At 56.5% G+C, this 26,363-nt stretch carries 24 protein-coding genes and 2 pseudogenes; 18 read left to right on the forward strand and 8 right to left on the reverse strand.

Annotated features, from left to right (window positions below):
• Positions 1-77 precede the first annotated feature (77 nt).
• The 13 genes from AB4N64_RS09000 to AB4N64_RS09060 all read left to right on the forward strand — a co-directional run bounded on the left by AB4N64_RS09000 (position 78) and on the right by AB4N64_RS09060 (position 15,082).
• Positions 78-1,427 carry a DUF1329 domain-containing protein gene (locus tag AB4N64_RS09000; protein WP_460124389.1) on the forward strand — a complete coding sequence of 450 codons (1,350 nt, stop codon included), beginning with the start codon at positions 78-80 and terminating at the stop codon, positions 1,425-1,427.
• A 327-nt stretch (positions 1,428-1,754) separates the two neighbouring features.
• A complete protein-coding gene (locus AB4N64_RS09005; RefSeq protein WP_460124392.1) occupies positions 1,755-2,504 on the forward strand; it encodes a WD40/YVTN/BNR-like repeat-containing protein in 750 nt (249 codons plus the stop codon).
• The gene (locus AB4N64_RS09010) at positions 2,492-2,815 is read left to right on the forward strand and encodes a beta propeller repeat protein (protein ID WP_460124395.1); all 324 of its coding nucleotides are present in this window, start codon (positions 2,492-2,494) and stop codon (positions 2,813-2,815) included. Before AB4N64_RS09005 ends, AB4N64_RS09010 begins: the two co-directional genes overlap by 13 nt.
• Before the next feature lie 51 nt (positions 2,816-2,866).
• Positions 2,867-5,410, forward strand: a complete 2,544-nt coding sequence (locus AB4N64_RS09015; protein WP_460124397.1) for an efflux RND transporter permease subunit — start codon at positions 2,867-2,869, stop codon at positions 5,408-5,410.
• A 52-nt stretch (positions 5,411-5,462) separates the two neighbouring features.
• The gene (locus AB4N64_RS09020; RefSeq protein ID WP_460124400.1) at positions 5,463-6,239 is read left to right on the forward strand and encodes an SDR family NAD(P)-dependent oxidoreductase; all 777 of its coding nucleotides are present in this window, start codon (positions 5,463-5,465) and stop codon (positions 6,237-6,239) included.
• A gap of 10 nt (positions 6,240-6,249) precedes the next feature.
• A complete protein-coding gene (locus tag AB4N64_RS09025) occupies positions 6,250-7,488 on the forward strand; it encodes an NADH:flavin oxidoreductase (protein WP_460124403.1) in 1,239 nt (412 codons plus the stop codon).
• 121 nt (positions 7,489-7,609) lie between these two features.
• Entirely contained in the window at positions 7,610-8,800 is a 1,191-nt protein-coding gene (locus AB4N64_RS09030; RefSeq protein WP_460124406.1) for a helix-turn-helix transcriptional regulator, read from the forward strand.
• Positions 8,801-9,039: 239 nt separating this feature from the next.
• The gene (locus AB4N64_RS09035; protein WP_460124408.1) at positions 9,040-9,891 is read left to right on the forward strand and encodes an alpha/beta fold hydrolase; all 852 of its coding nucleotides are present in this window, start codon (positions 9,040-9,042) and stop codon (positions 9,889-9,891) included.
• 71 nt (positions 9,892-9,962) lie between these two features.
• Positions 9,963-10,997, forward strand: a complete 1,035-nt coding sequence (locus AB4N64_RS09040; protein ID WP_460124411.1) for a 2Fe-2S iron-sulfur cluster-binding protein — start codon at positions 9,963-9,965, stop codon at positions 10,995-10,997.
• A 38-nt stretch (positions 10,998-11,035) separates the two neighbouring features.
• Positions 11,036-11,923 (forward strand): VOC family protein, encoded by an 888-nt coding sequence (locus AB4N64_RS09045; RefSeq protein ID WP_460124414.1) that lies wholly within the window; start codon positions 11,036-11,038, stop codon positions 11,921-11,923.
• 103 nt (positions 11,924-12,026) lie between these two features.
• On the forward strand, positions 12,027-13,229 hold the full coding sequence (locus tag AB4N64_RS09050) for an acyl-CoA dehydrogenase family protein (RefSeq protein WP_460124417.1): 1,203 nt from the start codon (positions 12,027-12,029) through the stop codon (positions 13,227-13,229).
• A gap of 204 nt (positions 13,230-13,433) precedes the next feature.
• Positions 13,434-13,826 (forward strand): hypothetical protein, encoded by a 393-nt coding sequence (locus tag AB4N64_RS09055; RefSeq protein ID WP_460124420.1) that lies wholly within the window; start codon positions 13,434-13,436, stop codon positions 13,824-13,826.
• 68 nt (positions 13,827-13,894) lie between these two features.
• Positions 13,895-15,082 (forward strand): Rieske 2Fe-2S domain-containing protein, encoded by a 1,188-nt coding sequence (locus AB4N64_RS09060; RefSeq protein ID WP_460124423.1) that lies wholly within the window; start codon positions 13,895-13,897, stop codon positions 15,080-15,082.
• 153 nt (positions 15,083-15,235) lie between these two features.
• On the opposite strand, the gene AB4N64_RS09065 is transcribed toward AB4N64_RS09060, so the two are convergent.
• The 6 genes from AB4N64_RS09065 to AB4N64_RS09090 form a co-directional block, all read right to left on the reverse strand.
• Positions 15,236-15,805 (reverse strand): TetR/AcrR family transcriptional regulator, encoded by a 570-nt coding sequence (locus AB4N64_RS09065; protein ID WP_460124426.1) that lies wholly within the window; start codon positions 15,803-15,805, stop codon positions 15,236-15,238.
• A 317-nt stretch (positions 15,806-16,122) separates the two neighbouring features.
• Positions 16,123-18,546, reverse strand: coding sequence for a TonB-dependent siderophore receptor (locus AB4N64_RS09070; RefSeq protein WP_460124428.1), 2,424 nt, complete (start codon positions 18,544-18,546; stop codon positions 16,123-16,125).
• A 92-nt stretch (positions 18,547-18,638) separates the two neighbouring features.
• Complete coding sequence (locus AB4N64_RS09075) at positions 18,639-19,583, reverse strand: FecR domain-containing protein (RefSeq protein ID WP_460124431.1); 945 nt, start codon at positions 19,581-19,583, stop codon at positions 18,639-18,641.
• Complete coding sequence (locus tag AB4N64_RS09080) at positions 19,580-20,104, reverse strand: sigma-70 family RNA polymerase sigma factor (RefSeq protein ID WP_460124433.1); 525 nt, start codon at positions 20,102-20,104, stop codon at positions 19,580-19,582. Before AB4N64_RS09080 ends, AB4N64_RS09075 begins: the two co-directional genes overlap by 4 nt.
• Before the next feature lie 214 nt (positions 20,105-20,318).
• Positions 20,319-20,783 carry a hypothetical protein gene (locus tag AB4N64_RS09085; RefSeq protein WP_460124436.1) on the reverse strand — a complete coding sequence of 155 codons (465 nt, stop codon included), beginning with the start codon at positions 20,781-20,783 and terminating at the stop codon, positions 20,319-20,321.
• Positions 20,784-20,843: 60 nt separating this feature from the next.
• Positions 20,844-21,200, reverse strand: coding sequence for a VOC family protein (locus tag AB4N64_RS09090; protein ID WP_460124439.1), 357 nt, complete (start codon positions 21,198-21,200; stop codon positions 20,844-20,846).
• Positions 21,201-21,651: 451 nt separating this feature from the next.
• On the opposite strand from AB4N64_RS09090, the pseudogene AB4N64_RS09095 reads away from it, so the two are divergent.
• Both AB4N64_RS09095 and AB4N64_RS09100 read left to right on the forward strand, forming a co-directional pair.
• Positions 21,652-21,948, forward strand: a pseudogene (locus tag AB4N64_RS09095) (tyrosine-type recombinase/integrase); the annotation flags it as partial.
• Between the two features lie 182 nt (positions 21,949-22,130).
• A complete protein-coding gene (locus AB4N64_RS09100) occupies positions 22,131-22,856 on the forward strand; it encodes a leucine-rich repeat domain-containing protein (protein WP_460124442.1) in 726 nt (241 codons plus the stop codon).
• A gap of 110 nt (positions 22,857-22,966) precedes the next feature.
• Here AB4N64_RS09100 and AB4N64_RS09105 read toward each other — a convergent pair whose 3' ends face one another.
• Complete coding sequence (locus tag AB4N64_RS09105) at positions 22,967-23,401, reverse strand: hypothetical protein (protein ID WP_460124445.1); 435 nt, start codon at positions 23,399-23,401, stop codon at positions 22,967-22,969.
• A gap of 391 nt (positions 23,402-23,792) precedes the next feature.
• Positions 23,793-24,680: a transcriptional regulator CynR gene (gene cynR / locus AB4N64_RS09110; protein ID WP_460124448.1), complete on the reverse strand. Its 888-nt coding sequence runs from the start codon at positions 24,678-24,680 to the stop codon at positions 23,793-23,795.
• A 111-nt stretch (positions 24,681-24,791) separates the two neighbouring features.
• Here cynR and AB4N64_RS09115 point away from each other — a divergent pair, with 111 nt between their 5' ends.
• The 3 genes and pseudogenes from AB4N64_RS09115 (at position 24,792) to AB4N64_RS09125 (ending at position 26,324) form a co-directional block, all read left to right on the forward strand.
• Complete coding sequence (locus tag AB4N64_RS09115) at positions 24,792-25,451, forward strand: carbonic anhydrase (RefSeq protein ID WP_460124451.1); 660 nt, start codon at positions 24,792-24,794, stop codon at positions 25,449-25,451.
• A 28-nt stretch (positions 25,452-25,479) separates the two neighbouring features.
• Positions 25,480-25,949, forward strand: a pseudogene (cynS, locus tag AB4N64_RS09120) (cyanase).
• Positions 25,950-26,069: 120 nt separating this feature from the next.
• Positions 26,070-26,324: a DUF2790 domain-containing protein gene (locus AB4N64_RS09125; protein ID WP_460124454.1), complete on the forward strand. Its 255-nt coding sequence runs from the start codon at positions 26,070-26,072 to the stop codon at positions 26,322-26,324.
• Positions 26,325-26,363: the final 39 nt, after the last annotated feature.

Here is a 26,363-nt window from a genome sequence, read left to right on the forward strand (position 1 = left end):
TCTGCGAAGAATTCGGGCTCTTTTGCCGGAAGAACGGCGCGTGTCTCGACTCGTGCAATCCATGAGGAAATAGAACAATGAAAATCAATCGAAGAACCATGACGTTGGGGCTGGGACTGTCGCTTGCACTTTCGGTCTCTCTTGCAGTTGCCGGCGATAAGGCGGCGGACCTGGGTGGTGACAAGTTGACGCCGGTTGGCGCTGAGCGGGCGGCGAGCGCTGATGGCAGTGTTCCTGCATGGACGCCGGACTGGAAGGGGCCGCCGATGCCGGAAAAGGGCGGCATTTATCCAGATCCATTCGCCAATGAAAAGCCACTGTTTTCCATCACTGGAAAGAACATGGGCGAGTACGCAGGCAAGCTGAGTGAGGGTACCAAAGCGTTGCTTCAGCGCTGGCCGGACTACAAGGTCGAGGTCTACCAAAGCCACCGCGTGGTTGATTTTCCCGATTGGCTGAAAGAGGCGACGTTGAAGAATGCCACTCGTGTGAAAGGCACCGAAGATGGCGGTCAACTGGATGGAGCTATGGGAGGGTATCCCTATCCGATTCCCAAAACAGGCGCTGAAGCTCTGTGGAATCACAACTTGCGCTACTACGGACCTCCGTACCGCTCGCGGTTTTTCGGCTATATGGTCGACTCGTCGGGCAACCTGATGCTCACTCACGATCTGGAGAACTACACAGATTCTCCCTACTACGATAACCCGGACGAACCGCAACGGATCTTCCAGCGTCGCCTGAGTGCTTACCTCGGGCCTGCCCGAAATGTGGGTGACAAAACACTGACCAACATGGTGCTCAACTTCAACAAGGACGGGAACAACAAACTCTGGAATTACACCCAGGGACAGCGCCGAGTACGCCTGGCACCTGATTTCGGCTATGACTCGCCGATGACCAACGCCGGAGGTACGTACTTTTTCGATGAGCTGGCAATGTGGGAGGGGCAGCTCGACCGCTTCAACTTCAAGCTGGTTGGCAAGAAAGAGCTCTACATACCTTACAACAACTACAAGCTGATCATGCACAGTACTGCGGAGCAAGCGTACGGCAAACAGTTCGCCAACCCTGACCTCACGCGCTGGGAAGCACATAGAGTCTGGGTGGTTGAGGCGACTCTCAAGCCCGGCCAGCGTCATGCCCAGAGCAAGAAGGTTTTCTATATAGACGAGGACAGCTGGTCAATTGTGCTCTACGAGGGGTATGACCAGGCGGGCAAGCTCATGCGCTCCTCTCAAGGCTTCGTCACGTATGACTGGAACACCAAGTCGGTCCCCAATACGCCAATGATCGTGTACGACCTTGTCAAAGGACAGTATTGCAGCACGATGCACATGGCCGGTGGCTCAGGTTACGTGAGGGTCGATCGTTGGCCAAACAGCCGGCTGACTCCTGAATCCATGGCCGGCAGCGGTATTCGCTAACCCTTCCTCAAACTCCCGGGCACCGGCCAACAGGCCGGTGTCATACCGCCCCGAAGTCATGTCCTGCAGGCCTCTTTGCCAGTGCTTGGGCGAGGTTGTGCCCGCCATTGTGGGGTCTCTACGGGGATTTGAGCAGGCTAGTCCAGATGGGTGATGTAAGGCGGATGAATCCTGCCGAGACTGCAAGCGAGCCTGATCCTGGAAAGCTCCGAAAGGTCGCCGTGAGGTGGCTTTGTAAACAACAAAAACAGCGGACTTGATCCTGCGGAGAACAACATGTGCGTATCGAGGACTGTTCCCTTTAGATCGGTGGTGCCTTCCCCCGGTGTGAAAAGTCCGGCTTGGATCGCTCTGATCCTGGTTTTACTCTGGACTCCATTGGTTACTTTTGCATCGGGTTTTGTCGATCCGCTTGATGAAGTGTCCGAGAAAATGAGCAACCTTGCACATAAACCGCTTCGAGATATCGCCAAGGCGGGTGATCGACTGGTGGCGGTAGGGGACAACGGTCTGATCATCCACTCCGACGATCATGGCAAAACCTGGGTACAGGCCAGCGTGCCGGTCAGCACTGACCTCAATGCAGTATTTTTTTCCGACCCTCTGAACGGTTGGGCGGTAGGGCATGGCGCGGCGATTTTGCACAGTGCCGATGCCGGCCAGAGTTGGACTCGTCAGCTGGACGGGCGGGGGCTGGAGCAGCTATTCGTCGACTACTTCAAAAACCGGTCCGGATTGGATGCAGAGCGTGCAGAAAGTTATCTCTCTGCACTCCTGAGCATGACTCGCCCCGGCCCTGGGCAATTTTTCATGGGGGTCTGGTTCGACAAGTCCGGTACCCGAGGTTATGCCGTAGGCCCGTTCGGGCTGATTCTCGACAGCCGGGATGGTGGCGCTACGTGGCAACCGGGCAACACCCTCATAGAGAACAATGATCTGCTGCACCTGACCTCAGTCAGGGAAGTAGGGGGGAACTGTACATCACTGGGGAGAGGGGACGCATCTGGCGCCTGGATCGGCAAAGCGAGCGCTTTGTCGTGGGCGAGGTGGGTTACGACGGCACCTTGTTTGGCGTAACAGGCAGTGGGAGCACCCTGCTGGCTTACGGGCTGCGTGGTCATGTTTTCCGTAGTGCGGATGCAGGACGAAACTGGGCACCCGTCAGTAATGAATTGAATGCTGGCATTACCGGCGGAACTGCCATTGACGGGCTCGGCATGGTGTTGGTGAGCCAGGCTGCCCAGGTAGCAATCAGTCGGGACAAGGGTTCTTCCTTCGAGTTACTCAATGTGTCGAAACCAACCCTGTATACCGGCGTGGTGTCGATGGCTGGAGGGCAACTGGCGATGGTTGGCCTCAATGGCGTGACCACCCTGCAAATCCAGTAAAAACGGGTATCAGAACAATACACCCGTGTATCTGCACCAGAGGAATAAAAGATGGTAAAGGCAACGGATCACAGTGCGACGCCGGTCATACCCACGCGTGAACAGTTCGATGCTCGCTCAGGCGGTTTGATCGAACGGGCGATATTCAACAACCGCATCTTCTTCGTATTGTTGTGCGCAGTGCTTACCGTACTTCTTGGGCAAAGGGCGACGTTGCTGGAGGTTAATGCCAGCTTTGAGCGAATGATGCCGAGCTCGCACGAGTTCGTGCGCAATTACCTGGATAACAAGGTTGATCTCGCCGGTCTCGGAAACTCGGTAAGGGTTTTGGTCGAGAACCCTCGCGGCACCATTTATGACCCGGATTACCTGCAGGCGCTGCAGGAGATCAATGACCAGATAAACCTGGCGCCAGGTGTTGATCGAGCATGGCTGCGGTCTTTGTGGATGCCCGCCGTCCGCTGGAATGAAGTGACCGAAGTCGGGATGGAAGGGGGGCCGGTCATGCCCAATAACTATGACGGTTCATCTGACAAGATAAAGACTCTGCAAGCCAATGTGCTGCGCGGCAACCTGGTGGGCGATCTGGTGTCATTGGACATGCGTTCGTCAGTGATTCTGGTGCCTCTGATGGAAAAGGATCCAGCGACGGGCCAGCCTTTCGATTACCGTCAGTTCGCCACTTTTCTTGAAAACGATATCCGTGGCCATTATGAGCAGCCTGCAGCGGATGGCCTGCCTCGGGTGCGTGTTCATATAATAGGCTTCGCAAAGTTGGTGGGGGATCTGATCTCTGGCCTGACCCTGGTGATGGGCTTTTTCGCAATCGCCGCTGCGATCGTCGTGTTCATCATTTTTGTCTACACCCGCTGCTTGCGCAGCACTTTGCTGCTACTGGTCGCTTCGCTCAGTAGTGTGGCGTGGCTGCTGGGCATCATGCAGTTGTTGCACTACGACATCGATCCCTATTCGATTCTCGTGCCCTTCCTGATCTTCGCTATCGGCATGTCCCATGGCGCCCAGAAGATGAACGGCATCATGCAGGATATCGGACGCGGCACCCATAAATACGTTGCCGCCAGGTACACGTTCCGCCGGCTGTTTATCACGGGTTTATCGGCGCTACTGGCCAACGTCTTTGGTTTCGCCATCCTTATGGTGATCGACATCCCGGTCATCCGTGACTTGGCGATCACGACGAGCATTGGCGTCTGTGTGCTGATCTTCACGCAGCTGATCATGGTTCCGGTGATGCTGTCCTACCTCGGTGTCAGCCGCTCTGCTGCACAGCGCAGCGTGCGTAACGAAACGCAGCAGCTCGCCGACAAACCGCGGGGAATGTCTCACATCATCGGTGACAGCCTGGTGCGTTGTGCCAGGCCCGGTTACGCCCATGCGCTCGTTCTTCTGGCGTTGCTGGTGGGTGTGGGCGCCTTGTATTTGCGCAGCGATCTTCAGATTGGTGATCTGGACGCGGGAGCTCCGGAGCTGCGTCCCGAATCTCGTTACAATCAGGACCTTGCATTCTTCAACGACGGCTTCGGCCGCTCCACCGACCAGTTCGCGGTGATCGTCAAGACCCAACCCGGAGGTTGCGCGACCTACGAAACGCTCACAGAAATCGACCGGCTGACTCGTATGCTTCAGAGTGTGCCCGGAGTGCAATCTGTTGCCAGTCTGTCTGGTTCAGTGCGCTTTATCAATTCCAGTTACGGTGAGGCGAACCCCAAGTGGATGAGCATTCCCCGCCAGGACGAGGTCGCCGCGCAGGCCTCTCAGATTGCCTCTATCCAGTCACCTGAGTTGACCAACTTCAGCTGTACGGTGTCGCCAGTGATTGCCTACCTCGCCGATCACCGTGCTGACACCTTGCGCCGTGTAGTGGCGGCCGTTGAGGATTTTGCCGCGAAACACAATACGGATGAGCGCAAGTTCCTGTTGGCAGCCGGCCCGGCGGGCATCGAAGCGGCCACCAATCAGGTGGTGGAAGAGGCCAGTCTGACAGTGCTACTGCTGCTTTATGCTTCGGTGGTGGTCCTGTGCCTGGTTGCCTTCCGTAGCTGGCGTGCGGTGGTGGTCGCCCTGATTCCTTTGGTGATCACCTCTTTGCTGTGTGAATCATTGATGGTTCTGATGGGTATTGGCGTGAAGGTCGCTACGCTACCCGTCATCGCGCTCGGGGTGGGTGCAGGTGTCGACTATGCCCTTTATCTGCTCAGCGTCCAACTGACCTTGCAACGAAATGGGGCCTCACTGGAGGAGGCCTACGCCGGAGCCCTGCGTTTCACCGGCAAGGTGGTTGCTCTGGTTGGCCTGACCCTGGCCACTGGCGTACTGACCTGGGTGTTTTCGCCGATCAAGTTCCAGGCTGATATGGGCATTCTCCTGACCTTCATGTTCCTTTGGAACATGCTGGGGGCGCTCGTCCTTATCCCGGCCCTGTCGCACTTTCTTTTGCGCGGTGAAACCCGTCTTGCCGACGAGGAACTTGATGCTGGCAAAGAGAAGAATGCAATACCGATCAAGACTGCGACCAGCCTGCGCAACCCGTCTGTTTCCCCTGTTGAGCGACCACTGGTCAAGGTGGGACGCTGATACCTGGCACTCGATCCATTTCTCGACATTACAACAACAAGGACTACTAACCATGATTCATGCATCTCGCTTTCAAAACAAAAACGTCATTGTCACCGGTGCTGCATCCGGTATCGGTCAGGCGGCGGTGCTGCGCCTTGTGGGGGAGGGGGCTACGGTATTGGCAGTCGATCTCAATGCCGAAGGCCTGCAAGAAACCCTGGCCCGTGCCGATGCCGTTGGGGGCAACGGGGGCCGCGCCGTCTCTTCCTGCCTTTCGGTCACGGATGAAACTGCTGTACGTGAGGCGATTGGAGCCTTCGTGAACGACACAGGACGCCTGGATGCCCTGGTAAACATGGCCGGCATTCTCAGCTCCGCCCATGCAACCGACACCTCATTCGATACCTTCATGCGTATTGTGCAGATCAACCTGGGCGGCACGTTTCTGTGCTGTCGGGAGGCGCTACCGTTCCTGGTGGAAAGCAAAGGCAATATCGTTAATGCTGCTTCCACCTCGGCGTTCTTCGGCCATCCCTACATGGCGGCCTATTCGGCAAGCAAGGGCGGCGTTGCTGCGCTAACCCAGGCACTTTCGCGTGAGTACATGAAAAGCGGCGTTCGCGTGAACGCCGTTGCGCCTGGCGGCATTGCGACACCCATGGTGGCTGCTCAAGCGAACGGCTTTCCGACAGGGGCGGATTTCAGTTTGCTCATGCATTTGTCGCGTCCTGACCGGCAACTTGGTGCTCCCGAGGAGGTCGCCGCCGTGATCGCGATGCTGGCCAGCGATGACGGGACTTTTGTCAACGGCGCGATCCTGCGAATCGACGGCGGCACGCACGGTTGAGAGGTGGGCCATGGACAACATGTCGACAGGCGAGCGAATCACACCGTTCACGCCCTTGCAGATCGGGCCGATTGTATTGAGCAATCGCTTCATTCGAGCCGGTGCAAATGAAGGTATGACACCGAATGGAATGCCGACCCAGGCACTCGTCAAGCACCATCGAGACATGGCGGCTGGCGGGGTCGGCATGACGACCGTGGCCTACGGGGCGGTCTCGGCCGAAGGGCGTACCTTCAAACACCAGTTTTATCTGTCACGTGAAGTGATGCGCCATCTGCGCGTTTTAACCAAGGCTGTGCATGCCGAGGGCTCCGCTGCTTGCCTGCAGATCACTCATGGCGGCTCCTTTACGATGCTTAAGCCTGCCGGTGGTTTTCCCAAAACTGCATCGTCGGGATTCAACGCTTTCGGTTTCCTCCAGGGAATTGTGTGGCAGACCGCGATGACGGAAGCTGACATGAGTCGAATCGCCGACGAGTTCGCCCATGCAGCCTCACTCGCCAGGGACGCGGGTTTTGATGCGGTAGAGATCCACATGGGACATGGATACCTTCTGAATCAGTTTCTGTCCCCGCTGAGTAATCACCGCCGCGATCAATACGGGGGCGATGCGGAAGGTCGCAGCCGCTTCCCTGCGATGGTGCTACGACGGGTCAAGGACGCAGTGGGAGGGCGTATCGCCGTGACCTGCAAGCTCAATCAGACCGATGCTGCAAAGGGCGGTATCGATGCGGATCAAGCGGCTGTTACCGCCAAGATCCTCCAACGCGATGGCGCTGACCTGCTGACTTTGAGCGGTGGGCACAACATGCACAGCCCCTGGGCGCTGTTTGGTAGCCCCATGCCGATTGATGACATGAAGGCGCATGCCAGAGGGCTGGCGCGTTTAGGACCGTGGGTTCTTGGTAAACAGCAGCCAAAGGATCTACGCTTTCGTGAGCTCTATTTTTTGGAGACCGCGCGCGTGATTCGCAAAGCGGTTTCCCTGCCGCTAGCACTCGTAGGAGGAGTGAAGTCGCTTTCCAGCGCTGAACGGGTGCTGGCGGAAGGTTTTGAGGCCATTGCCCTGGCACGAGCCTTGATCCACGATCCGGGCTTTGTGAACAAGCTGGCGGATGGACGCCTCAAAGAGTCCGGATGCACCAGTTGCAACCGCTGTGTGATGGGGATCTACGACCCGAATGGGGTGCGCTGCGTCTTGAACGCGCCTAACGATCCTGCTCTGAGCAGGCAACTGGCGGCTGAATGACCCGCGTCGATGGAAAGAGTAATGACGTTGAAAGGTATAACAACAATAAAAAGAGGTGACCGTGATGCATGCAATGAAAATGCGGAGCTTGGATCCTGCCGTTCGATCTGGAATTGCCCCGATGAGTGACATCATTCCAGCGTTTGCCGAGCGTCCTGGAACGGTTGCTCCAGACGTCACCAAAAAGAACCTTCAGGACGCGATGGGCAGCGTCGACCTCAACCGTATGATCCTGTCGATCTATCAAGGCTTGAATGGAGAAGAGCCCTGGCGCGATACGGTTCGGCACCTGTCGGTCTACATGAATTCCGGTAGTGCCGTTATCGTTGTGCGGCCATCGACGGCTTCGGATCTTGGGTTTTTGGTGTCTGAACCACGCAATCCCGAAATCGAAGATGCCTACCGAGCTCATTTCTGGACCGAGGACCCTTTCCTCGAGCTGCCGATCGGCCGTGTGCTGACGATCGATGAACACCTCGGTGCCGACGGTTGGCTCAATAGCAATTTTTATCAGCGCGTTATCGGCAAGGGCGGCATTCGTTATGGCATGGGCATCAATATCGTGTCCGAGAGCGGGACTGTATGCCGTATCCGGCTCTACAGGATGGAGAACGAATCTGCATTCGAACAGGCTGATAAAGAACGGCTGTTCGAGCTGATACCTCACTTTGGCCAGGCCCTTGGGCTTGCTGCTCGATTGGAACTGCATGAGACACAGAGCGAGCTCTATGAAGGGGCGCTCAATCGTCTGCACATTGGTGCGATCGTGCTGGATGAGACTCAGCATGTGCTGCGGTGTAATCAGGTTGCCCAGCAGATGCTCGATGAAGGAGACGGCCTCAAGCGCAGCGCGGGCCTGGTTGAAGCCCACTACCGCAATGAGCGCCAAACGCTGAAGGATTTGATTGGCTCGAAAGGGGCAAGCGCGCAGGTCATGTCGGTCACCCGCCCATCGGGTAAGCGAAAACTAGGCTTGGTGGTGCGTCGTATTCCCCTGCGCGAAGAGTCCGAGGGGAAGGGCAGACCTGCCTGGGTCATTTTCGTCTGCGACCCCGATGCGCAGACTACCGCTCCCCGTGAAATTCTTCGCCAGGTTTTTGACTTCACGCCCTCGGAAGCCACATTGGCCATGGAGCTGGCCAATGGTTTGTCTCTTGATGAAGCTGCCGAGGTACTGAGTATTCGGCGCAACACTGCGCGGACCCATTTACGCGCCATTTTTGCAAAAGCGGGCGTTACCCGGCAGGCAGAATTGGTCCGGCTGGTCCTCAATGGTGTCGTCGGTCTTTCTGGGCTGAGTCCAGCCGATTAAGCAAACGCGTGCATGATTTTGCCGGCGCATGACTGCCGGCGCTCCACACCGCGGCAGGGGTCTTCCCTGCCGTTTTTTTTGTTCGAATGTTTTCCATGTCCCAGGCAGGGGAAGCCGGCACAGCATCGGTCCAGCTGCCGTTGAGGATCGCGGGGTGGTTCGGACCTACTCCAAGCGGACCATGCGCAGAGACCACGCGCCCTTCATATTCGAGACATAACAACACGTGGAGCACGGTTATGTCCTCGCAGTCAGAACATATTGCTACGCCGATTCCGGTTGGCGAGTTTATTCAGGTCCAGGGTACTTTGCGCCTGCATTATCACGAACTTGGTCAGGCTTGCGACGAGCGTCCGACGCTGGTTTTCCTGCACGGCAGTGGCCCGGGCGCGAGTGGCTACAGCAACTTCCATAAAAATTTCAAATTTTTCGCGGACCAGGGCTTTCATGTGCTGGTTCCTGACTATCTCGGGTATGGCCTTTCCGACAAGCCAAGCGACATCGCTTATACCTCGACCCTGCACGTCGAAGTCCTGCATGAGTTGCTGAGCAAGAAGCAGGTGCGCCGTGCGGTCATGATCGGGAATTCGCTCGGTGGCGCGATCGCATTTCAGTACGCGCTTGCCTACCCCGACCAAATCGAGAGGCTGGTGGTCATGGGGCCGGGCGGGGTCGAGGAGCCTGCACTCTGGGCGGGGAGCATGAGTGGCCTGGTGGCAATGGCTGGGGTAATCCAAGGGCGAAAAACGGACCGGGAGTCCTTCCGCGAGCTACTCCATCATATTGTCGCCTCCCCACAAACGATCACTGAAGAGGTGATCGACTCGCGTCTCCCCGTCTGGATGGAGCAGCCCATAGAGGTGTTCTCGACGATGAAAGTCGAGGTCTTTGCCGGTCGGCTGGCAGAACTGAAGATGCCTGTCTTGTGCCTCTGGGGAGCAAAGGACAACTTCCTCCCCGTGCGCCACGCCTTGTTGGTGGCAGAGCTGGTCAAGGACGTGCGAGTGGTGATTTCCAGCCGCTCCGGTCACTGGTTCATGCTGGAAGAACCGGATTATTTCAACCAGGAAGTCAAATACTTCCTCGGCTGAGCATGGGCGTGCTCGCCGAGTGCGAGCGCGTGATGGAGCAGCGCTCCGTTGCAATCGCAAAGAGTTGAGTTATGTCCAAGTCTCTTTATCACCGACTACGCGTCGCCGAAGTTGTCGAGGAAACCCACGACAGCAAGTCCATCTTGTTCTCTCCCCCAGAGCATCCGCAGGCGTTTTCCTACAGGCCGGGTCAGTTCCTCACGTTGCGGATCCCAGGGGACGGTCAGAGCATTGCGCGTTGTTATTCGCTGGCCAGTGCGCCGGCTATCGATGCTGCTCTGAAGGTGACGATCAAAAGGGTTCGAAATGGCCTGGGCTCGAACTGGATTTGCGACAACCTGCGCGCGGGCGATGAGTTGGAGGTGTTGCCTCCGGCGGGTGTGTTCTGTCCGTCATCGCTGGATGTGGACCTGCTGCTATTTGCTGGAGGCAGCGGTATCACCCCCGTCATGTCGATTCTCAAATCCTGCCTGTTGCTGGGCAGTGGAAAGGTTTTTCTTTTCTACGCCAACCGCGATGAGAAGTCGGTGATTTTTCGTGATGAGTTGCAGCGTTTATCAGCGGCACATCCTCGTCGACTCACCGTGATGCATTGGCTTGAGTCGGTACAAGGCCTTCCCACTGCAGATCAGATGGCCGGAGCCTGTCTTGGCCATGAGGATGCGCATGGCTTTATTTGTGGCCCTGGCCCCTTCATGGATGCCGCGGAAAACACCCTGCTTGGCCTGGGAATGGACCGACGCAAGGTACACGTCGAGCGCTTCGTGTCACTGAACAGCGATCCTGGTGTTCTTGCAGATGTTCCTGCCGCTCCCGTTGATGGTGCCCCCCGCGTGGAGTTGTCGGCTCAACTTGATGGGGAGAATCATGTTGTGGCCTGGAATCCTGAAGTTGACTTGCTCGATGCCCTGTTGGCGGCGGGCATCGGAGCTCCTTTCTCCTGCCGCGAAGGGCGTTGCAGCGCTTGTATGTGTCGGGTGGCCGAAGGAGAGGTGAGCATGCGTAGCAATGAAGTGCTCGGTGCAGACGATCTGGCCGAAGGCTGGGTGTTGGCCTGTCAGGCGCGCCCTGTCAGCGACAAAGTAGTGGTCAGCTTCGACGGCTGATCGCCCGTGAAAATAATAAATCCGCGAAGGAGAAGCTCATGAGTATCAACCAGTTGGCTTACGTGGTGGTCGAATCCACCGATGTGGAGAAATGGCGTTTTTTCGGGACCCGGATCATCGGCCTTGCGAGTGAGTCTGCGGCAGATGGCGCGCTTTATCTGAAGGCGGATGCTCGTCGCCATCGAATCCTGGTCGTGCCGGGTGAGCGTGATGGATTGTATGCCTCTGCATGGGAGTGTGTATCCGAGGAGCACCATCGCTCGATGAAGGACACACTGGTGAAAGCCGGAGTCGAGATTATTGAGTCGACGCCGCTTGATCGTCAGCTGCGTTGCGTCACTGGCTTGTTCAGTTTCGTCGACCCGTCCGGCAATCGACAGGAGGTGATCTGGGGGCCGATCTCTGACTTTGCACCCTTTGTGTCGCCCGTAGGTGTCGAGCGTTTTGTCACCGGGAACATGGGCCTGGGGCATGTGGTGTTGCCCTCGATGAACTTCGACAAGTCAGTCGAGTTCTGGCGCGACATCGCGGGGTTTGGTCTTTCGGACATCCTGCACGCTCAGTTGTCGCCTGACTTTCGCGCACGCATTCACTTTATGCACTGCAATCCCCGCCAGCACAGCCTCGCCTTGGCAGAGATGCCACAGCCAAGTGGTTGCGTACACATCATGCTTGAGGTTTCGACGCTGGACGATGTGGGGCGCGCGCTGGACCGTATCGCACAGAACAACGTTGCACTGGCGTCCTCGCTCGGGCGCCACGTCAACGATGAAATGGTCTCCTTCTATGTCTGGACGCCCGGTGGCTTTGCCCTGGAGTTTGGCTGTGGAGGCCTGGTCAAGGACTGGGATAACGACCACTCGGTGTTCGAAACGACGCGTGGCAGTCATTGGGGCCATCACTGGACCGCGCCGCCTGCCCAATAAATCTCGAGATATCTAGTCCTGATGGACGGGGCGGTCTTCGACGTCATTGCAGATTATGAAGTCGAAACCTCCGTTTGGAACGCAACCTGGGAAGACAACAATAATGCAAACAGCCGAGATCAAGACCGCTGCCGCCGATATTCCAAGCAGCCAGGAACTCATCAGCCGCGCCCGCGCGATGATTCCCGCCCTCCGTGAGCGAGCGGTACTGGGTGACCAACGTCGCACTTTGCCGGAAGAAACGATCGCAGAGATGCAAGCCGCTGGACTATTCCGGGTTTTGCAACCCAAGCGTTATGGTGGCTATGAAATGAGCCCCAGCGTGTTCTATGACATTGTGATGGCGCTGGCAGAGGGTGACATGTCCGCGGGCTGGGTGTACTCGGTCGTCGCCGTTCACGCATGGCAGATGGCGCTATTTGATGACCGAGCCGCTCAGGAAGTCTGGGGCCAAGACACTAATGTTCGTATCAGCTCTTCCTACATGCCTTCCGGGCGCGCCAAGCCTGTTGATGGCGGTTTCCTGTTCAGTGGGCGTTGGGGCTATTCCAGCGGTTGCGACCATTGTGATTGGGTGTTCCTCGGTGGCTTCGTCGAAGCACCGGAAGGTGAGCCGATCGACGCCCGTACCTGGCTGATCCCGCGCAAGGACTATGAGATCGTCGACACTTGGCACACAGCCGGGCTCAAGGGCACGGGCAGCAAAGACATTGTGATCAAGGACGCATTCGTGCCGGACTACCGCACGCACAAAATGATCGATGCCTTCAGCTGTAACAGCCCTGGCAATCAGGTGAACACGTCCCCCCTGTATCGGATGCCATTTGGTCAGGTTTTCAGTCGCGCAGTGTCTACTGCCTCGATCGGTGCGTTGCGAGGCATGGTCGATGCGTTCATGGAAACTGCCAGGACGCGTGTCAATGTCATCGGCGCTCGGACAAGCGATGACACTGCAGCGCAACTGGTCATTGCCGAAGCCAACAATACGATTGACGAACTGACTTTGGTGTTGCACCGCAATTTCAAAGTGTTGGAGGGCTATGCGCAAAACGGTGAGATTCCCCCGATCGAAGAGCGTGTGAAATACCGTTTTCAGGCCAGCTATCCGCCGGAGCGTGTTTCTCTCATTGCTTCACGCCTGTTCAAGGCGGCAGGTGGTGCAGCGGTCTACACAAAAGGCCCTTACGGCCGTTTCCTGGCGGACATCAATGTCGGCCGTCAACATGCCGCCAACCAGTTCCACATGTACGGCGCCAACTGGGCCAAGGTGCAGCTTGGCCAGCAAAACCAGGATTACTTTCTCTAGCAAGGCGGGTCGGTCTCCACTGGATATCGGCCCGTTGATACAGATAAGGGGAAAATAATGGCCAGGGTTGATTCACTTCGCGGTGCCCAGAGGCTCAAGACCGTACGGACCGAGGACGGCCAGGTTGACGGATGGTTGGAGTGTTCTGTCGTCTTTGGATTGGGTTCTACGGCCCCGGTTGAATTTGCCGACAGGTTAACCGGAGTGCCCGTCAGCTATGTCCTCAATCCGCAGCACGGCGTCTTTTTGGCCGACGAAATTCAGCGGCTGATGCGAATTGGTGTGGGTGCCTGGCTGGAGGTCGAGCTGCGCGCAGATCGTGTAGTCGATTGCAGGTGCGATGACGAGAACTGGACGGTCCTCTTTCGCCTGCCGCTACCCGACGGGCACGACTGCAACCTCCACATGGACGTGGGATGGGCCATCGATGGCAGTCATGCCGTGTCCGCTGCGCTCGAGTACGCAGCGAATTGGATTGAAGAACTGGATAGGCGGCCACTTGATGAGGACCTGGCTGAGCTCCTGCGCGAGCTCGATCTTGGACAGGCGCCGCGACTCAGTTGTGGCTTGGCCTCCATGAGTGGCGGGCCCACTTGATAGGCCGCACCGTAAACGGGAAGTCCCGTGTTTAGCCTGCAAACAATAAAAAATCATTGGAGGTTTTCATGAGCAGCGTGGAAGAGAAGCCCCGCATTATTGTCAGCACCACCGAAGAGCGCTTTGCTCGCGGTTGGCACTGCCTGGGCCTGAGTGAACAATTTCGCGATGGCAAGCCCCACAAGATCAAGGCGTTCGGTACCGAACTGGTCGTATTCGAGGGTGAGCACAGCAAGACGCTTAATGTGATAAACGCCTTCTGCCCTCATCTCGGGGGAAACCTGGGGGATGGCACGATCAAGGGCGACAGCGTTGCCTGTCCGTTCCACGATTGGCGCTGGGGTGGGGACGGTAAATGTACAGCTATCCCTTACGCCAAGCGCGTCCCGCCCCGTGCCCGAACCCAGCGGTTTATCACGTGTGAGGAAAATCGCCAGCTGTTCATCTGGAATGACCCGCAAGGTAATCCGCCGCCAGACGACGTCATTATCCCGCACCTGGAAGGTGCTTTCAGCGACAGCTGGAGCGATTGGGACTGGTCGTTTCATGAACTGAACACTACAGGCCGGGAGCTCGTCGATAACCTGGTTGACGTTGCGCATTTCTTCTACATCCACGGTGAGGGCAGAGGAGGAGGAAGCTCGTACTTCAAGAATGTGTTCGAGGATCATTTCGCCACACAATACTTGGAAATCGGCCCGCAGGAAGAACATCCCCCCTACCAAAAAGACGTGACCTATACCGACGACATCTCAAAGTTGGGGTGCTGGAATCGTGGTGAGACCACCTATCATGGGCCGTCTTATCTGGTGTCCCGTTTGATGATGAAACTCTCGCCGGAAGACTCCTGCGAGGCCATCGAAATCCTCGCGCAGTACCCGATCACCTCTGAGCAATTTGCATTGCACATGGGCTTCATCGTGCGCGATAACCCAGACTTGACCAAGGAGCAAAATCAGGAGCGTGCCAAGCAGGTGTCTCATTTCCTGCGCGTGGGCACATTGCAGGATGTGCATATATGGCAAACCAAAGCGCGCATCGATAATCCGCTTCTGTGCGACAGTGATGGTCCGCTTTATCAACTGCGTCGCTGGTATCAACAGTTCTTCGTGGATGTCGCTGATATCAAGCCCGAGATGACCAACCGGTTTGAAGCCGAAACCGATACTCGCCATGCCTTGCCGGTATGGGAAGAACAGGCGGCCGAGAAGATTGCCCAAGAAGCTCGACTCGCGGCTCTGCAAGTCGAAAATTGAGTGACAGGCTCCAGGCGACTAAGTCGCATGGAGCCTCATTCCCTACATTGTCTTTTCGGAGCTGCCCAGATCACGCGCGGGGTGGCCCGATTTTTTCATTGCTCGTTGGACAAACTACTGACGTGTTTGCCTCAAGATGCGGGGGGTGGGCGCTTATTCCTCGGCGGGTATCGCACCGGCAACCAGTAGTCTGTTGATCATTCTTTTGCGGTCGATTTTTGGCATCTTCGCATCGCAGGTCCAGACCAATAAATGTTCAAGTAAAGTGAGAAGCATGTTTTCGGGTAATGCTTTGCCAGTGGCGCAGGGTAGGGCCTCAAGCAGTCGCACACTGATTTTCATCCTCAATGACACAACCTCACTATCGACTCCCAGGCTGTGCAGCTTGTCAGCTTCCCGTGCCGCCAGTTTGAAATACCACTGCCGGCGATCCTGAAGATCTATCAGATTTTCAATAATCGCCCGAACAGGTTGGCGCGTACGTCTACATCCAGTGATCGCGTCCAGAAACTCGGCGTAGTGGGACTCGATCAGATAGACCAGGTATTCATCCTTGCCGGTGAAATGGTGGTAGAAGGCTGCAGCCGTTACATCCAGCGATGCCGCCATCTCTCGAAGTCCGACGTCGCTGAAACCCTTCGTAGCGAGCAACTCGACGACGCGATCCTGATTGCTGATCAGTCGCGACTGGCGAACAGTGAGCGGGTTCGATGAGGCGTTCACGATAGTTCCCTGACATGCCGAACGGTCGCGGGCGGTCAACCCAGGAGGATTGATGCTCGAGACAATCGCGCTCGGGTGCGTGCGGTTTGGTGATTGCCCAGCTCACCTTCGAGCGGGCAGATGCAGACATTCCTGCAGGTCACGTCAATGATGATCGCTTAAGAATGGGCGCGCCTCATGCGACTGCGGTAGGCGTCCAGATAGATGGGTAGGGGGCTGGAGTGGAGGATCATTGACGACGGGTCAGTATGAACTAACATGGCGCGGATAAAAAACGGCATACCGAAGCATGCCGCGTGCGTGTCAGGCAATCGTGGTCAGAACTTGGCGCGCAGTGTCATGGACACGGCACGGGGGTCACCGAAGATATTCCCGTCCTGGAACGTGTTGATCCGCTGGAAGTACTTCTTGTCGGTCAGGTTGGTAGCGAGCAGATCAGCGGAGAGGTTTTGCGTGATCTGGTAGCCAATGCCCGCATCGTACAAGGCGTATCCACCCTGGCGGAGCTTGGTGCCGTCCATGCCGATGCCCGGAACATCCAGCTTGTTGTAGGTCTCGCTGACAACGCTGACGCCACCCTGGACACTCCACTTCTCGAGCTCGCCGGGGAGTTTGTACAGGCTCCATACCCGCAGCATGTTTTTTGGCAGGTAGGTCTGCAACTGTTCGTTGGGGCTTTCATAGCGTTTGTAGGTATGGGTGAAGTTGGCGGTGAGGAACCAGTCGGGTGTCATCTGTCCACTCAACTCTGCCTCGAACCCGCGTGTGCGCGCCTTGCCGCTGGCAACGACGGCTCGTGAATCCGGATCATTCATGTCCGGAATCGCGCGATTCTCTTCTTCGATCTGGAACGCTGCCAACGACGCGTTCAACGCGCCATCGAGGAATTCGCCCTTGATACCCAGTTCATGCTGCTTGCCTTCCAGCGGCTTGATGATGTTGTTGTTGATGTCCAGATTGCTGACAGCCTGTGGCTGGAACACGCCGGAATAGTTGGCATACACCGAGTAGTTCTCATTGAGGTCGTAGATCAGCCCGTAGAACGGCGTGAACTTCTGCGACACGCTGTCAGCGCTTTTTTCCAACGGTGAGCCGGCCTCGGGTTGGTGCTGGCTGCGGTGCATCTCAAGCCAGGTCACGCGCCCGCCGAGTACCAGGGTCAGAGGGTCGGCAAGGCTCAAACGCAGGTTGCTGTAGAGCGCTTTTGCACGGGTATTGGCCACACTGGTGGGCAACTTGTCCGAATCAGGAAAGGCCGGGTAGGCGAAGTCGGGCTGTGGGTTGTCGAGATCCACGTCCCCCAGGAAGTTCGAAAAGTAGCCGCCATTGGAAGCAAACTCGGAGCGCGAATAATTGGCGCCCACCAGCACTTTATGTTCACGCCCCAGGAAGTTGAACGGGCCGTCGACATAGACGTCCGCCTCGTCCTGTTTCTCGCGGTAATCGAACATGATCGAGTTCATCGACACCAGGTTGTCCGCCGGGTCGATGCCGCCGCCATTACGTGCGTAAGCCTGGGTCAAATCGTAATTGTTATCGGCGTGCCGCAGCGACAACTTGGTCTTCCAGCCATCACCCAACTGATGCTCGAGTTCGGTGAAGACGGCGGTACTCCAGAAGTAATCGCGGTTCCAGTCTTCACCGTAAAAGTTCTTGCGCGATGGGTCCGGCAGCGACATCGCGGCTTCGCCGGCGGCATTGGTGTAGCGATAGGCCGGGAGAGAGCGTTGGGCGCCACGGATGTCGGTGTTCTGATTGCTCGCACCAATTGTCCAGACGGTGTCTGGCGTCAGGTCGATATCGACAATGCCGTAGACCTGGTTCGACTCCCGCTTGCCGCCACCGTCGTAGTAATAACCTTTGTCGTGCTCACTGAGCACCAGGCGCCCGCGCACATTACCGCTCTCGGTCAATGGGCCGGTGACGTCAACCATGCCTCGATAGTCGTCCCAGGAGCCGGCGCTGATTTCTGCTGAAACGGCTGCCTCGGCCAACGGGCGCTTGCGGACCAGGTTGATACTGCCGCCGGGGCCGCCTGCACCGGTCAGGCTGCCAGACGGGCCCTTGAGGACCTCGACGCGGTCATACATGGTCAGGTCGGGTGACAGGAACACCCGGTTGTCCATGGTGGTCGGCGTCCCGTCCAGCTGCAACGAGGTCATTTCGAAACCCCGGGAGAAGAAGCTCAGTCGGCTGGCGTCGATGCGCTGCACAGTGACGCCACCGACCTTGCCCAGGGCATCTTCGAGGGTGTAGAGATTTTGCTTCTGAATACGCTCCTGGCCGATCACGTTGATCGTCTGCGGTACTTCTCGAAGACGCAACGGCACTTTGGTACCCACCGATACGGTGGGTGCCTGGGTCTGCATGCCGATGATCGACTGTGCCGGTAGCTCCATGCTGCCGAGGGCATCCAGCGTCAAGGTGCCATCCGAGGTCGTGCGTACCGACAATCCGCTGCCTTCAATCGCCATTTGGGCCGCTTGCTCGGCATTCATGGTTCCCTTGATGGCCGGAGCACGCAGCCCGGCGGCCAGAATGGGCACATACACGATTTCGTGACCGCTTTGGCGAGCGATGCGGTCGAGAGTTGCCACCAGGGAGTCGGCGGGCAAGTCGAAGTGTTGCAGCGATTGGCTTTGCGTCGACGCCGACTCTGCCGAGCTGGTCGACGCGTGAGCCAGCAATACAGATAAGCACACAGACGTCAGCCTGCGCGTAGCATTGAAACGATTGGACATAGGTACTCCGTGTTGGCGGCTGCGCTTTTATTAGCGGTTAATGCCTATGTCCAACGAGACTGAAAAAGCGATATAGGGCAGGTGAAAAAAACTTAGCTGAGCAGCTCGATCTGGGTCCAGAACCCCAGGTATTGCTCAATGCGTACCGGCAGAATCTGCGCCAATGAAGTCAGGGCGCGCTCACTGTTATCCAGGGAAAACAAACCGGAAACTCGAAGCCGGGCCGCTGCCGGACTGATGCGCATCACCCCGCGTCGGTAAGGTTGCAAGGCCTCGATCACCTCCCCAAGCGACCAGTCATCCACGCTGAGTTTGCCGCTCTCCCAACTGCTCTCACCTTTACGATGAGCCGCCAGTGGTGTGATGCCTTTCAAGCCGAGCCGAGCACCTTCGCCGCTTTGGAGCGCCGAACAACGATCATTGCCGCGACCAACGCAGACGCTGGACCGCAGGCCCCACACGTGGGTTGAATCACGCTGCAGCCCAACCATGAACCGAGCGCCAGTACCGCGTGCAAACCCGTGGGACGTTTGCACGATGAATGGCCGAGGGTCGTCACTGACCTCAATGATCAACTTCCCGGAGCGCAGCACCAGGTTGCGTTCGCTATCCGTAAAATTGATATCTACCGCACTGCGTGCATCCAGCCGCAACGTGCTGCCATCGGATAGATTGAAATCACCCCGCTGCGCCGTAGCGGTCCGCAAATCGGCTCCGATCGTAGGGAACAGTGCACTCTGACGGCCAATCAGCGTTGCACCAATGCCAACCCCCCCGAACACCAACGCCCCACGAAGCAAGCGACGTCGCCGCAAATCAGGGGCCTGTAACACTTGACGCATGTGGGAGTCGGAGCCACGCAGGAGCGGGGGGAAAGTAGCGCCCAGATGGGCCTGCACTTTCTCCCAGGCTTGCGCATTGGCAGGGTTGGTAAACCAGTCGTCGAACGCCTTTTGTTCGTCGGCCATGACTTCGCCTGATCGCATACAGGCCGTCCATTCGATAGCCTCATCGACCGCAGAGCGCGCGTGCTTCATTCGCGCACCAGATTCTGGCAGCACAATTTCAACCCCTTGGCCACGTATTGACGTACTCGAATGGTCGAGACGCCTATCAACTCGGCAATGTCGGCGTACTTCATTCCATCCACCTGACTGCACAAAAATGCAGTACGGGCCCGCGCAGAAAGACCGGCGAGCAAGGCATCGATTTCAAGCAGTGCTTCAATCGCCAACGCACGGACTTCAGGGGAGGGCTCAAACGCTTGTGGTTGCAACGCCAACGCTTCCAGATAAGCACGCTCCAGATCGCGCCGCCGCCAACCGTCGTACATCAATCGCTTGGCAATGGTGGTCAGCAACGCCCGAGGTTCGCGTATCGACTGCGGCTCAGACAAAGCCACAACCTGAGCAAACACCTCGGCAGCCATGTCAGCGGCATCATGAGTACAACCCAGCCGCGCCCGCAGGCGACTGAGCAACCAACCATGATGGTCGCCGAAAAGACTGTGGAGAACGGTCTGCCGAGCACTGAAGGAAGCGAGCGCAATGTGGGTCATTGGAATGTACTGAATGATAATTCTTATCATTATCGCCAGTGGTGCGATTTTTTCAAGGCATGTGGCTGTAGAGTTGTATGCCTGCGAGCTCCGTTGCTCCCGTGCGCGATCGCGGTATAGCTGAGAGACGAAGCCCGTTTATACGATTCCGATGACGGATCAGTGAAGTCATGTGTGCCAGCGGGCGGCCGATACCCGCTAGACAATCGGCTCCCTAATAGCGCACGGCCTGACCGACCGGTTCACCCGTGGCTGCATCCTCCAGCCAGATCTGCAAGCGGTTGAGCCCGACGTACTGTGACCGCGCGATAATTTTTTGCCCGGGTTTGCCCTCGAATTCCAGATCAGCAAACATGAAGTGTTGAGGCAGCCGGTACTCCAGCTGCAGGGTGTACTTGCCCGGAATGAGGACGGCGCGCTGGGGCGAGTCATTCCTGTAGTAGTAAGTGGAGAAGGGGATGTCGCCGACCTTTTTGTCGTTGACCCGGATGATGTTCAGGTTTGGCTGCAAATCCAGGAGGCTGCGTTTGCTTCTTCCCGCATAAGTCTCGGTTTCGACGACAGTGTAACGGGACTCATCGCTTACCTCATCGGACTCGACATTCGAGTAAGCAGGCATTTCGGCGCAACCATGCAGGCACAGCAACAGGACCAAAAACGGCAGGGCAATCTTGTTCATTACAACATCCGCATTCATTAAAAAAGATAAGTGATTTGTCTGCGAGGGGCTAACGCATACTTACTGCTGCTCGGTCCATACGGCCAGTTCATAGCCATCTGGATCCGTGAAGTGGAACCTGCTGCCACCAGGGAACGAAAATATCTCGCGGGTGATAACCGCACTCAGAGCTTCGAGCCGCCGTTGTGTGTCAGCGAGGTTGTCGGCGTACAAAATGATTAAAGGCCCACCCGGTCGAACGGGCTCGCCTGTCGTGAAACCGCCAGTGAGGCGGCCGTCGGTGAATTCAGTGTAGGTGGGGCCGTAGTCGACGAATGTCCAACCGAATGCGCTGCCGTAAAAGGCTTTGCTACGGACGATGTCGTTGACATTCAGCTCGATATTATCGATTTGTCGGTCTTTGCCGCGAACGCTCATGCTCGCCTCCCTGGCTGATGTTTAGGGCCACGAGTGTAACGTAATCGCGCTGTCTCATGAATGAGGTAGTGGCGGGTGAAGGTGCGCGTGCGATTCACGCGTTCGGGGCAGATATTTGGAAGTGGAACTGATTGGCTGTCGCTACAACCTGGATCCCTCGGCTTGCCGTGCAAACGTGCGGGCTAAGTTACAGGCGCTCAGTGATAGTAAGACCGGAACAGGCCTCTTTGGCCGCATGGAGAAAGGAGAGGGTGCCTGCCAAAGTCAGTTAGCGGATGCGAAATCAGCTTCCGCAGCGCTGGCTACTTGGAACTAGAAATCTTACCTCCAAAGAACGAGAAGTCATCGAGCACTTTAGAGCTCGTAGGCTTGTGGGTCGGTAAAATCATGGCACTGAATACGCAGCCGAAGGCGGCCCGTGGACAGCCTGGCAGTGGCGCAGACGATCAGACTGGCTGAACAAGCTCGAACGGTTCTGAAGGCTTGGATGCATCAGGCGTGCCTTCGCAGCGACTTCCTATGTACCAGTCGAATGCACGGATCAGCGCATCTATCCACCAGGCAATATGCTCGGATAGTCAAAGCTTGGGTGACGACTATTGGCCTTGACCCATCTATGTACGGTACGCACACACTGAGGCGAACCAAGGTCACTCTGATCTATCGCAGGACTAAGAATCTTAGAGCTATCCAGCTCTTGCTTGGTCATAGGAAGCTTGAAAGTGCCGTCACATACCTGGGAATCTAAGTCGATGACGCTTTTGAAATGGCAGAACAGGCCGAGGTTGATCACCTCCGCGACGGTTGATTTTAGACCGTTGCTATCCGGCCAAGAGTGGTTGGTGGACAGCTCCGCTGTCAGTCGATAGCCTCTGTCTCCATGAAGCCCTCTCATACTGCTTCACGGAATAACTTCGAAGGACGTGAGCCATGATTTTATGCCTGGATAGCCAGTTTTCCGAACAAGAATTGGTTGAAAGGAACGAGCTTGATCTTCGGAACATTTCAGCACAAATATGGCCAGCGTTGCTATCTGGGTGCAAAGCAAGCGATCTACGCCTCTACAACCTGAAGCTTCCGTCTCTTGAGGGGATCGACAGGCTAATTAATACCCGTCGATTGAAGTTGGAATGGGCGACAAAAATTGAAACGCTGGAACCTGTTTTCAAACTGAGTGACCTGACGCATCTGACAGTTGAAGACTTCCCAAGGCTGCAACGACTCGACGGGATTGAGGAGCTAAGCGAACTGACCGAGCTACGCCTGTCCGGCAACCTCGGCGGAGGCTCATCACCTCTAAACCTTAAATCAATCGAACCTATCTCACGTATTTCTAAGCTCACCAAGCTTTCGTTGGCAAATGTCAAGTTCGAAGTCGACGACATCACTCGCCTCGCTCGCTGTGAACACCTTCGCCATTTGAGCCTGACAAACCAGTTTGATCGAACTCAGATCGCTTTTCTCGCAAGTCGATTGAACGAGCAGCTCGACGAGCCTTTAACTGCATACGTCAAAACACATCTGCGTTGTGTGAAGTGCAGTAGCCCGAAGTCAATGTTTATGGGACGAAAAATGCCTTTCCTTTGCCCAGCATGTGATGCACAGCGATTTGAGAAGCTCGTCAGCCAGTTTGAACACATGATGGTCGATGCGTAACAAGTTCACTTTTTAGAAGCATTCGGTGCCCGTTTCTGAGCGTTCTTTACTTGTGCAAGACTGTCCGCTTTGGGCTGTGGATTCGACCTGTCTACGAAAATGGGGGCGACTCATCGATTTGTCGTGTCTGTGTAATTAAATATTGAATTTTGAAGAGTGGGGTTATTTTTAATTATATCTGCGGATTGGGCTTCGATTGCACCGCACTTAATTATGTTTTTGCTCAGGAAGTCCACAATCTGCGATTTCTCTTTAAAAGATAAAGCGTCGACGGCTTGACGCTGAGCTTCTTTGTTTAGATTCTCTGCTAGAGCTCCATATGAAGAGCTGAGCTGGTGTGATAAGGCGTAATGTGTGCTGAATTTAGATGCATACTTGTTCGTGAATTCTGGCTTTGTCACTACTTGTGCGGTCCCATAAAATGCAGCGCAACTTATATTAGCCATTGCAAGAGGTTCAAGATTCAAGTCTTTTTGATCCGCTGACGTGTTGTGGGTTATTGCTAAAATTGAAAATAAAATTATCTTTAGATGCTTGCATTCCATGTCGTTAGATCCGGCTTAACTATAAATAGGCCTTGAATGGCAAAAAAACGCTTTCGTGGACTTGGTGGATGACATTCCTTGTCTCCCGCATAGGCTGGGCTTTGTAGCGGTCCGATGACCCCATAAGGGAGTTATTCATCATGACTGGAAAGCCACAGTTACTCTCGCAGATGCACGAGGAAATTAAGCTTAAACACTACTCGATTCACTCTGCGCGAGTCTACTGCGACTATCTGCTTATGCCCGAATAGCGACAACAGTACCGAGCGACTGTTCCACCCTTGTCCTCCACCAACGTGGAGGACACCATCATGAACACCCCCTTGCCGCCAAATTCATACACGATCCGCTCATCATTTCTGACCCACGCACGTCGTCGATTCCGACACTCTCATTCATCCAGTCGAGTAGACACCTCTTTCGCCAGCTCGATAAAAGCCCGAGTCGCGGCGCTTTGATAGGCGTTCTTGCGCTGCATAAGAACGGCAGTGCGCTGCAAGCGTTCGGGCTCGAGGGTGATGGCCAGAAGGTCGTCGTGGGCGAAGGCTGTGTTCGCGGGCAGTAGCGTGGACAGGGTGGTCCTGCGCACGATTTCAATCACCGCGCCCAGTGCGTTGGCTTCCATGCGCACCTTGGGCTGAATGCCGTGCTTGCGGCAGTAGCGGTCGATCTGTTCGCGGGTGGCGAACTCTGTACTCAGAAGAACCAGCGACTCGCCGCTCAGGGCTTGAAGGCCAATGGACTTCTCCTGCGCCAAGGGGTGTGCGCGGCTCACCACCAGGGCGAGGGTTTCGATCAGCAACGGTAGGGCGTCGATGTCCGGGCTGTGTATTTCATCGAACGCAATTCCTACGTCCAATTCACCAGCGAGAATCAGGTCTTCCATGCGTTCCTGGGAGATCTCCTGCACGTTCAGGGTGATTTGAGGGTAACGCGAGTAAAACGCCTCGACCAAGGGCCCCACCAGATAGGTTGTGAAGGTCGGTGTCACAGCCACCCGTAACGAGCCGCGACTGAGGTCGCTCACATCATGGATCGCTCGTTTTGCTTCGCGCAGCTCCTGCGAGGCCCGGCGCGCATACTCCAGATAGGCCTTGCCAGCATCGGTCAAGCAGGTCGTGCGTCCAGAGCGATCGAACAACTGGGCGCCGAGATTTTCTTCCAGGAGCTTGACCTGCTGGGACAATGCAGGCTGGGAAACATGCAGGGCGGCAGCGGCCCGCGTAAAGCTGTGATGTTCCGCGACGGCGAGGAAGTACTGGATGTGTCGGGCGAGCATGGTCGACCTCATAAGATTATCTGATGAGCTGAATAATAAATGAGGCTTTTACCTTATGAAAGGTGCGCCGTAATCTTGGCTTCAACACCCCGAGACATCGAGATAAAAGCCATGAAAGACATCATTGACGGTTTTCTGAAATTCCAAAAAAGCGCCTTTCCCGAGCGGATCAAGCTGTTCAAGGATTTGGCCACACAGCAGAGCCCGAGGGCGTTGTTCATCTCATGTTCTGACAGTCGCCTGGTACCTGAACTGGTCACCCAGCGCGAGCCTGGCGATCTGTTCGTGATCCGCAACGCAGGCAACATCGTGCCTTCCTACGGCCCGGAGCCGGGCGGTGTGTCGGCCTCGGTCGAATATGCCGTCGCTGCGCTGCAGGTCGCCGACATAGTGATCTGCGGTCACTCCGACTGCGGTGCGATGACTGCCATTGCCACCTGCAAATGCCTGGATCACATGCCCGCCGTGGCTGGCTGGTTGCGCTACGCCGACTCCGCCCGGGTGGTGAATGAAGCCCGCCAGCACAAGGATCAGCCAACCAAAGTCGCGGCAATGGTGCGCGAAAACGTGATCGCGCAATTGGCCAATATCCAGACTCACCCGTCGGTGCGCCTTGCCCTTGAAGAGGGGCGCGTAACCCTTCACGGCTGGATCTATGACATCGAGAGTGGGCGTATCGACGCCTTCGATGGCAGCACCGGGACCTTTGTGTCCCTCGCCGACAACCCTGAAGTCCACGCCGTTTCCCAAAAAGCCAGGCAAGTTGCCTGAACCCGGTATCTATCGAGGAGATAACCCCATGATCCAGACTCAAGTCACCAAAAGCGTTCGCCAAGCCCTGACCGAAATCATCGTGATGGCCAAGGCCCGTAAAAACCTGTCCTACGCGCAACTCACCGAGGGTACGGGCCTGTCCGAAGCCTTTGTCACTGCAGCCCTGCTTGGCCAGCACCCGCTGCCAGCAAATGCCGCGCAGGTCGTGGGCGAAAAGCTGGACCTTGACGCTGACGGCATAGCCCTGCTGCAAACGGTCCCGATTCGTGGCTGCTTCGAGAACGCCGTACCGACCGACCCGACCATCTACCGCTTTTACGAAATGATGCTGGTCTACGGCACCACCCTCAAAGCTCTGGTCCATGAGAAGTTTGGCGACGGCATCATCAGCGCTATCAACTTCAAGCTGGACATCAAGAAAGTCGAGGATCCGGACGGCGGATCCGCGCCGTGATCACCTTGGACGGCAAGTACCTGCCGACCAAGCCTTTCTGACCTTGGTTTAAGTCCGCCCGGCGCCTGATAGCGCCGGGCAACACCCAACCTCTTATCCATGGCTGCACCATCCCAGCGTGAAGCCAGGCCTTTTTACGCCCTCAATTCAGGTGAGCTGCCATGAAAGCTTTATACGTTTTATTCCTTGCCGGCCTTTGCTCCGTCGCATCAGCCGATGAGCCCACGGCACCCACCACGCAGGCGACCGTTGAGCTCTATCAATACTCCCAGAGCCTGGATATTGCTCGCGTGATCTCGAGTACCGAAACTCCAAACGTCTGCGGCGTAGTGCCTGTCCAGATGACTTATGACGACTCCAAGGGCATTCGGCACACCATGGAGTACCGCGTTATGGGGACTGGCTGTACCAATTGATTGCACCCCTCCGGCTTATCTGGCTGCTGGGCTTCCCCA

Source organism: Pseudomonas sp. S2_C03, from assembly GCF_054668405.1.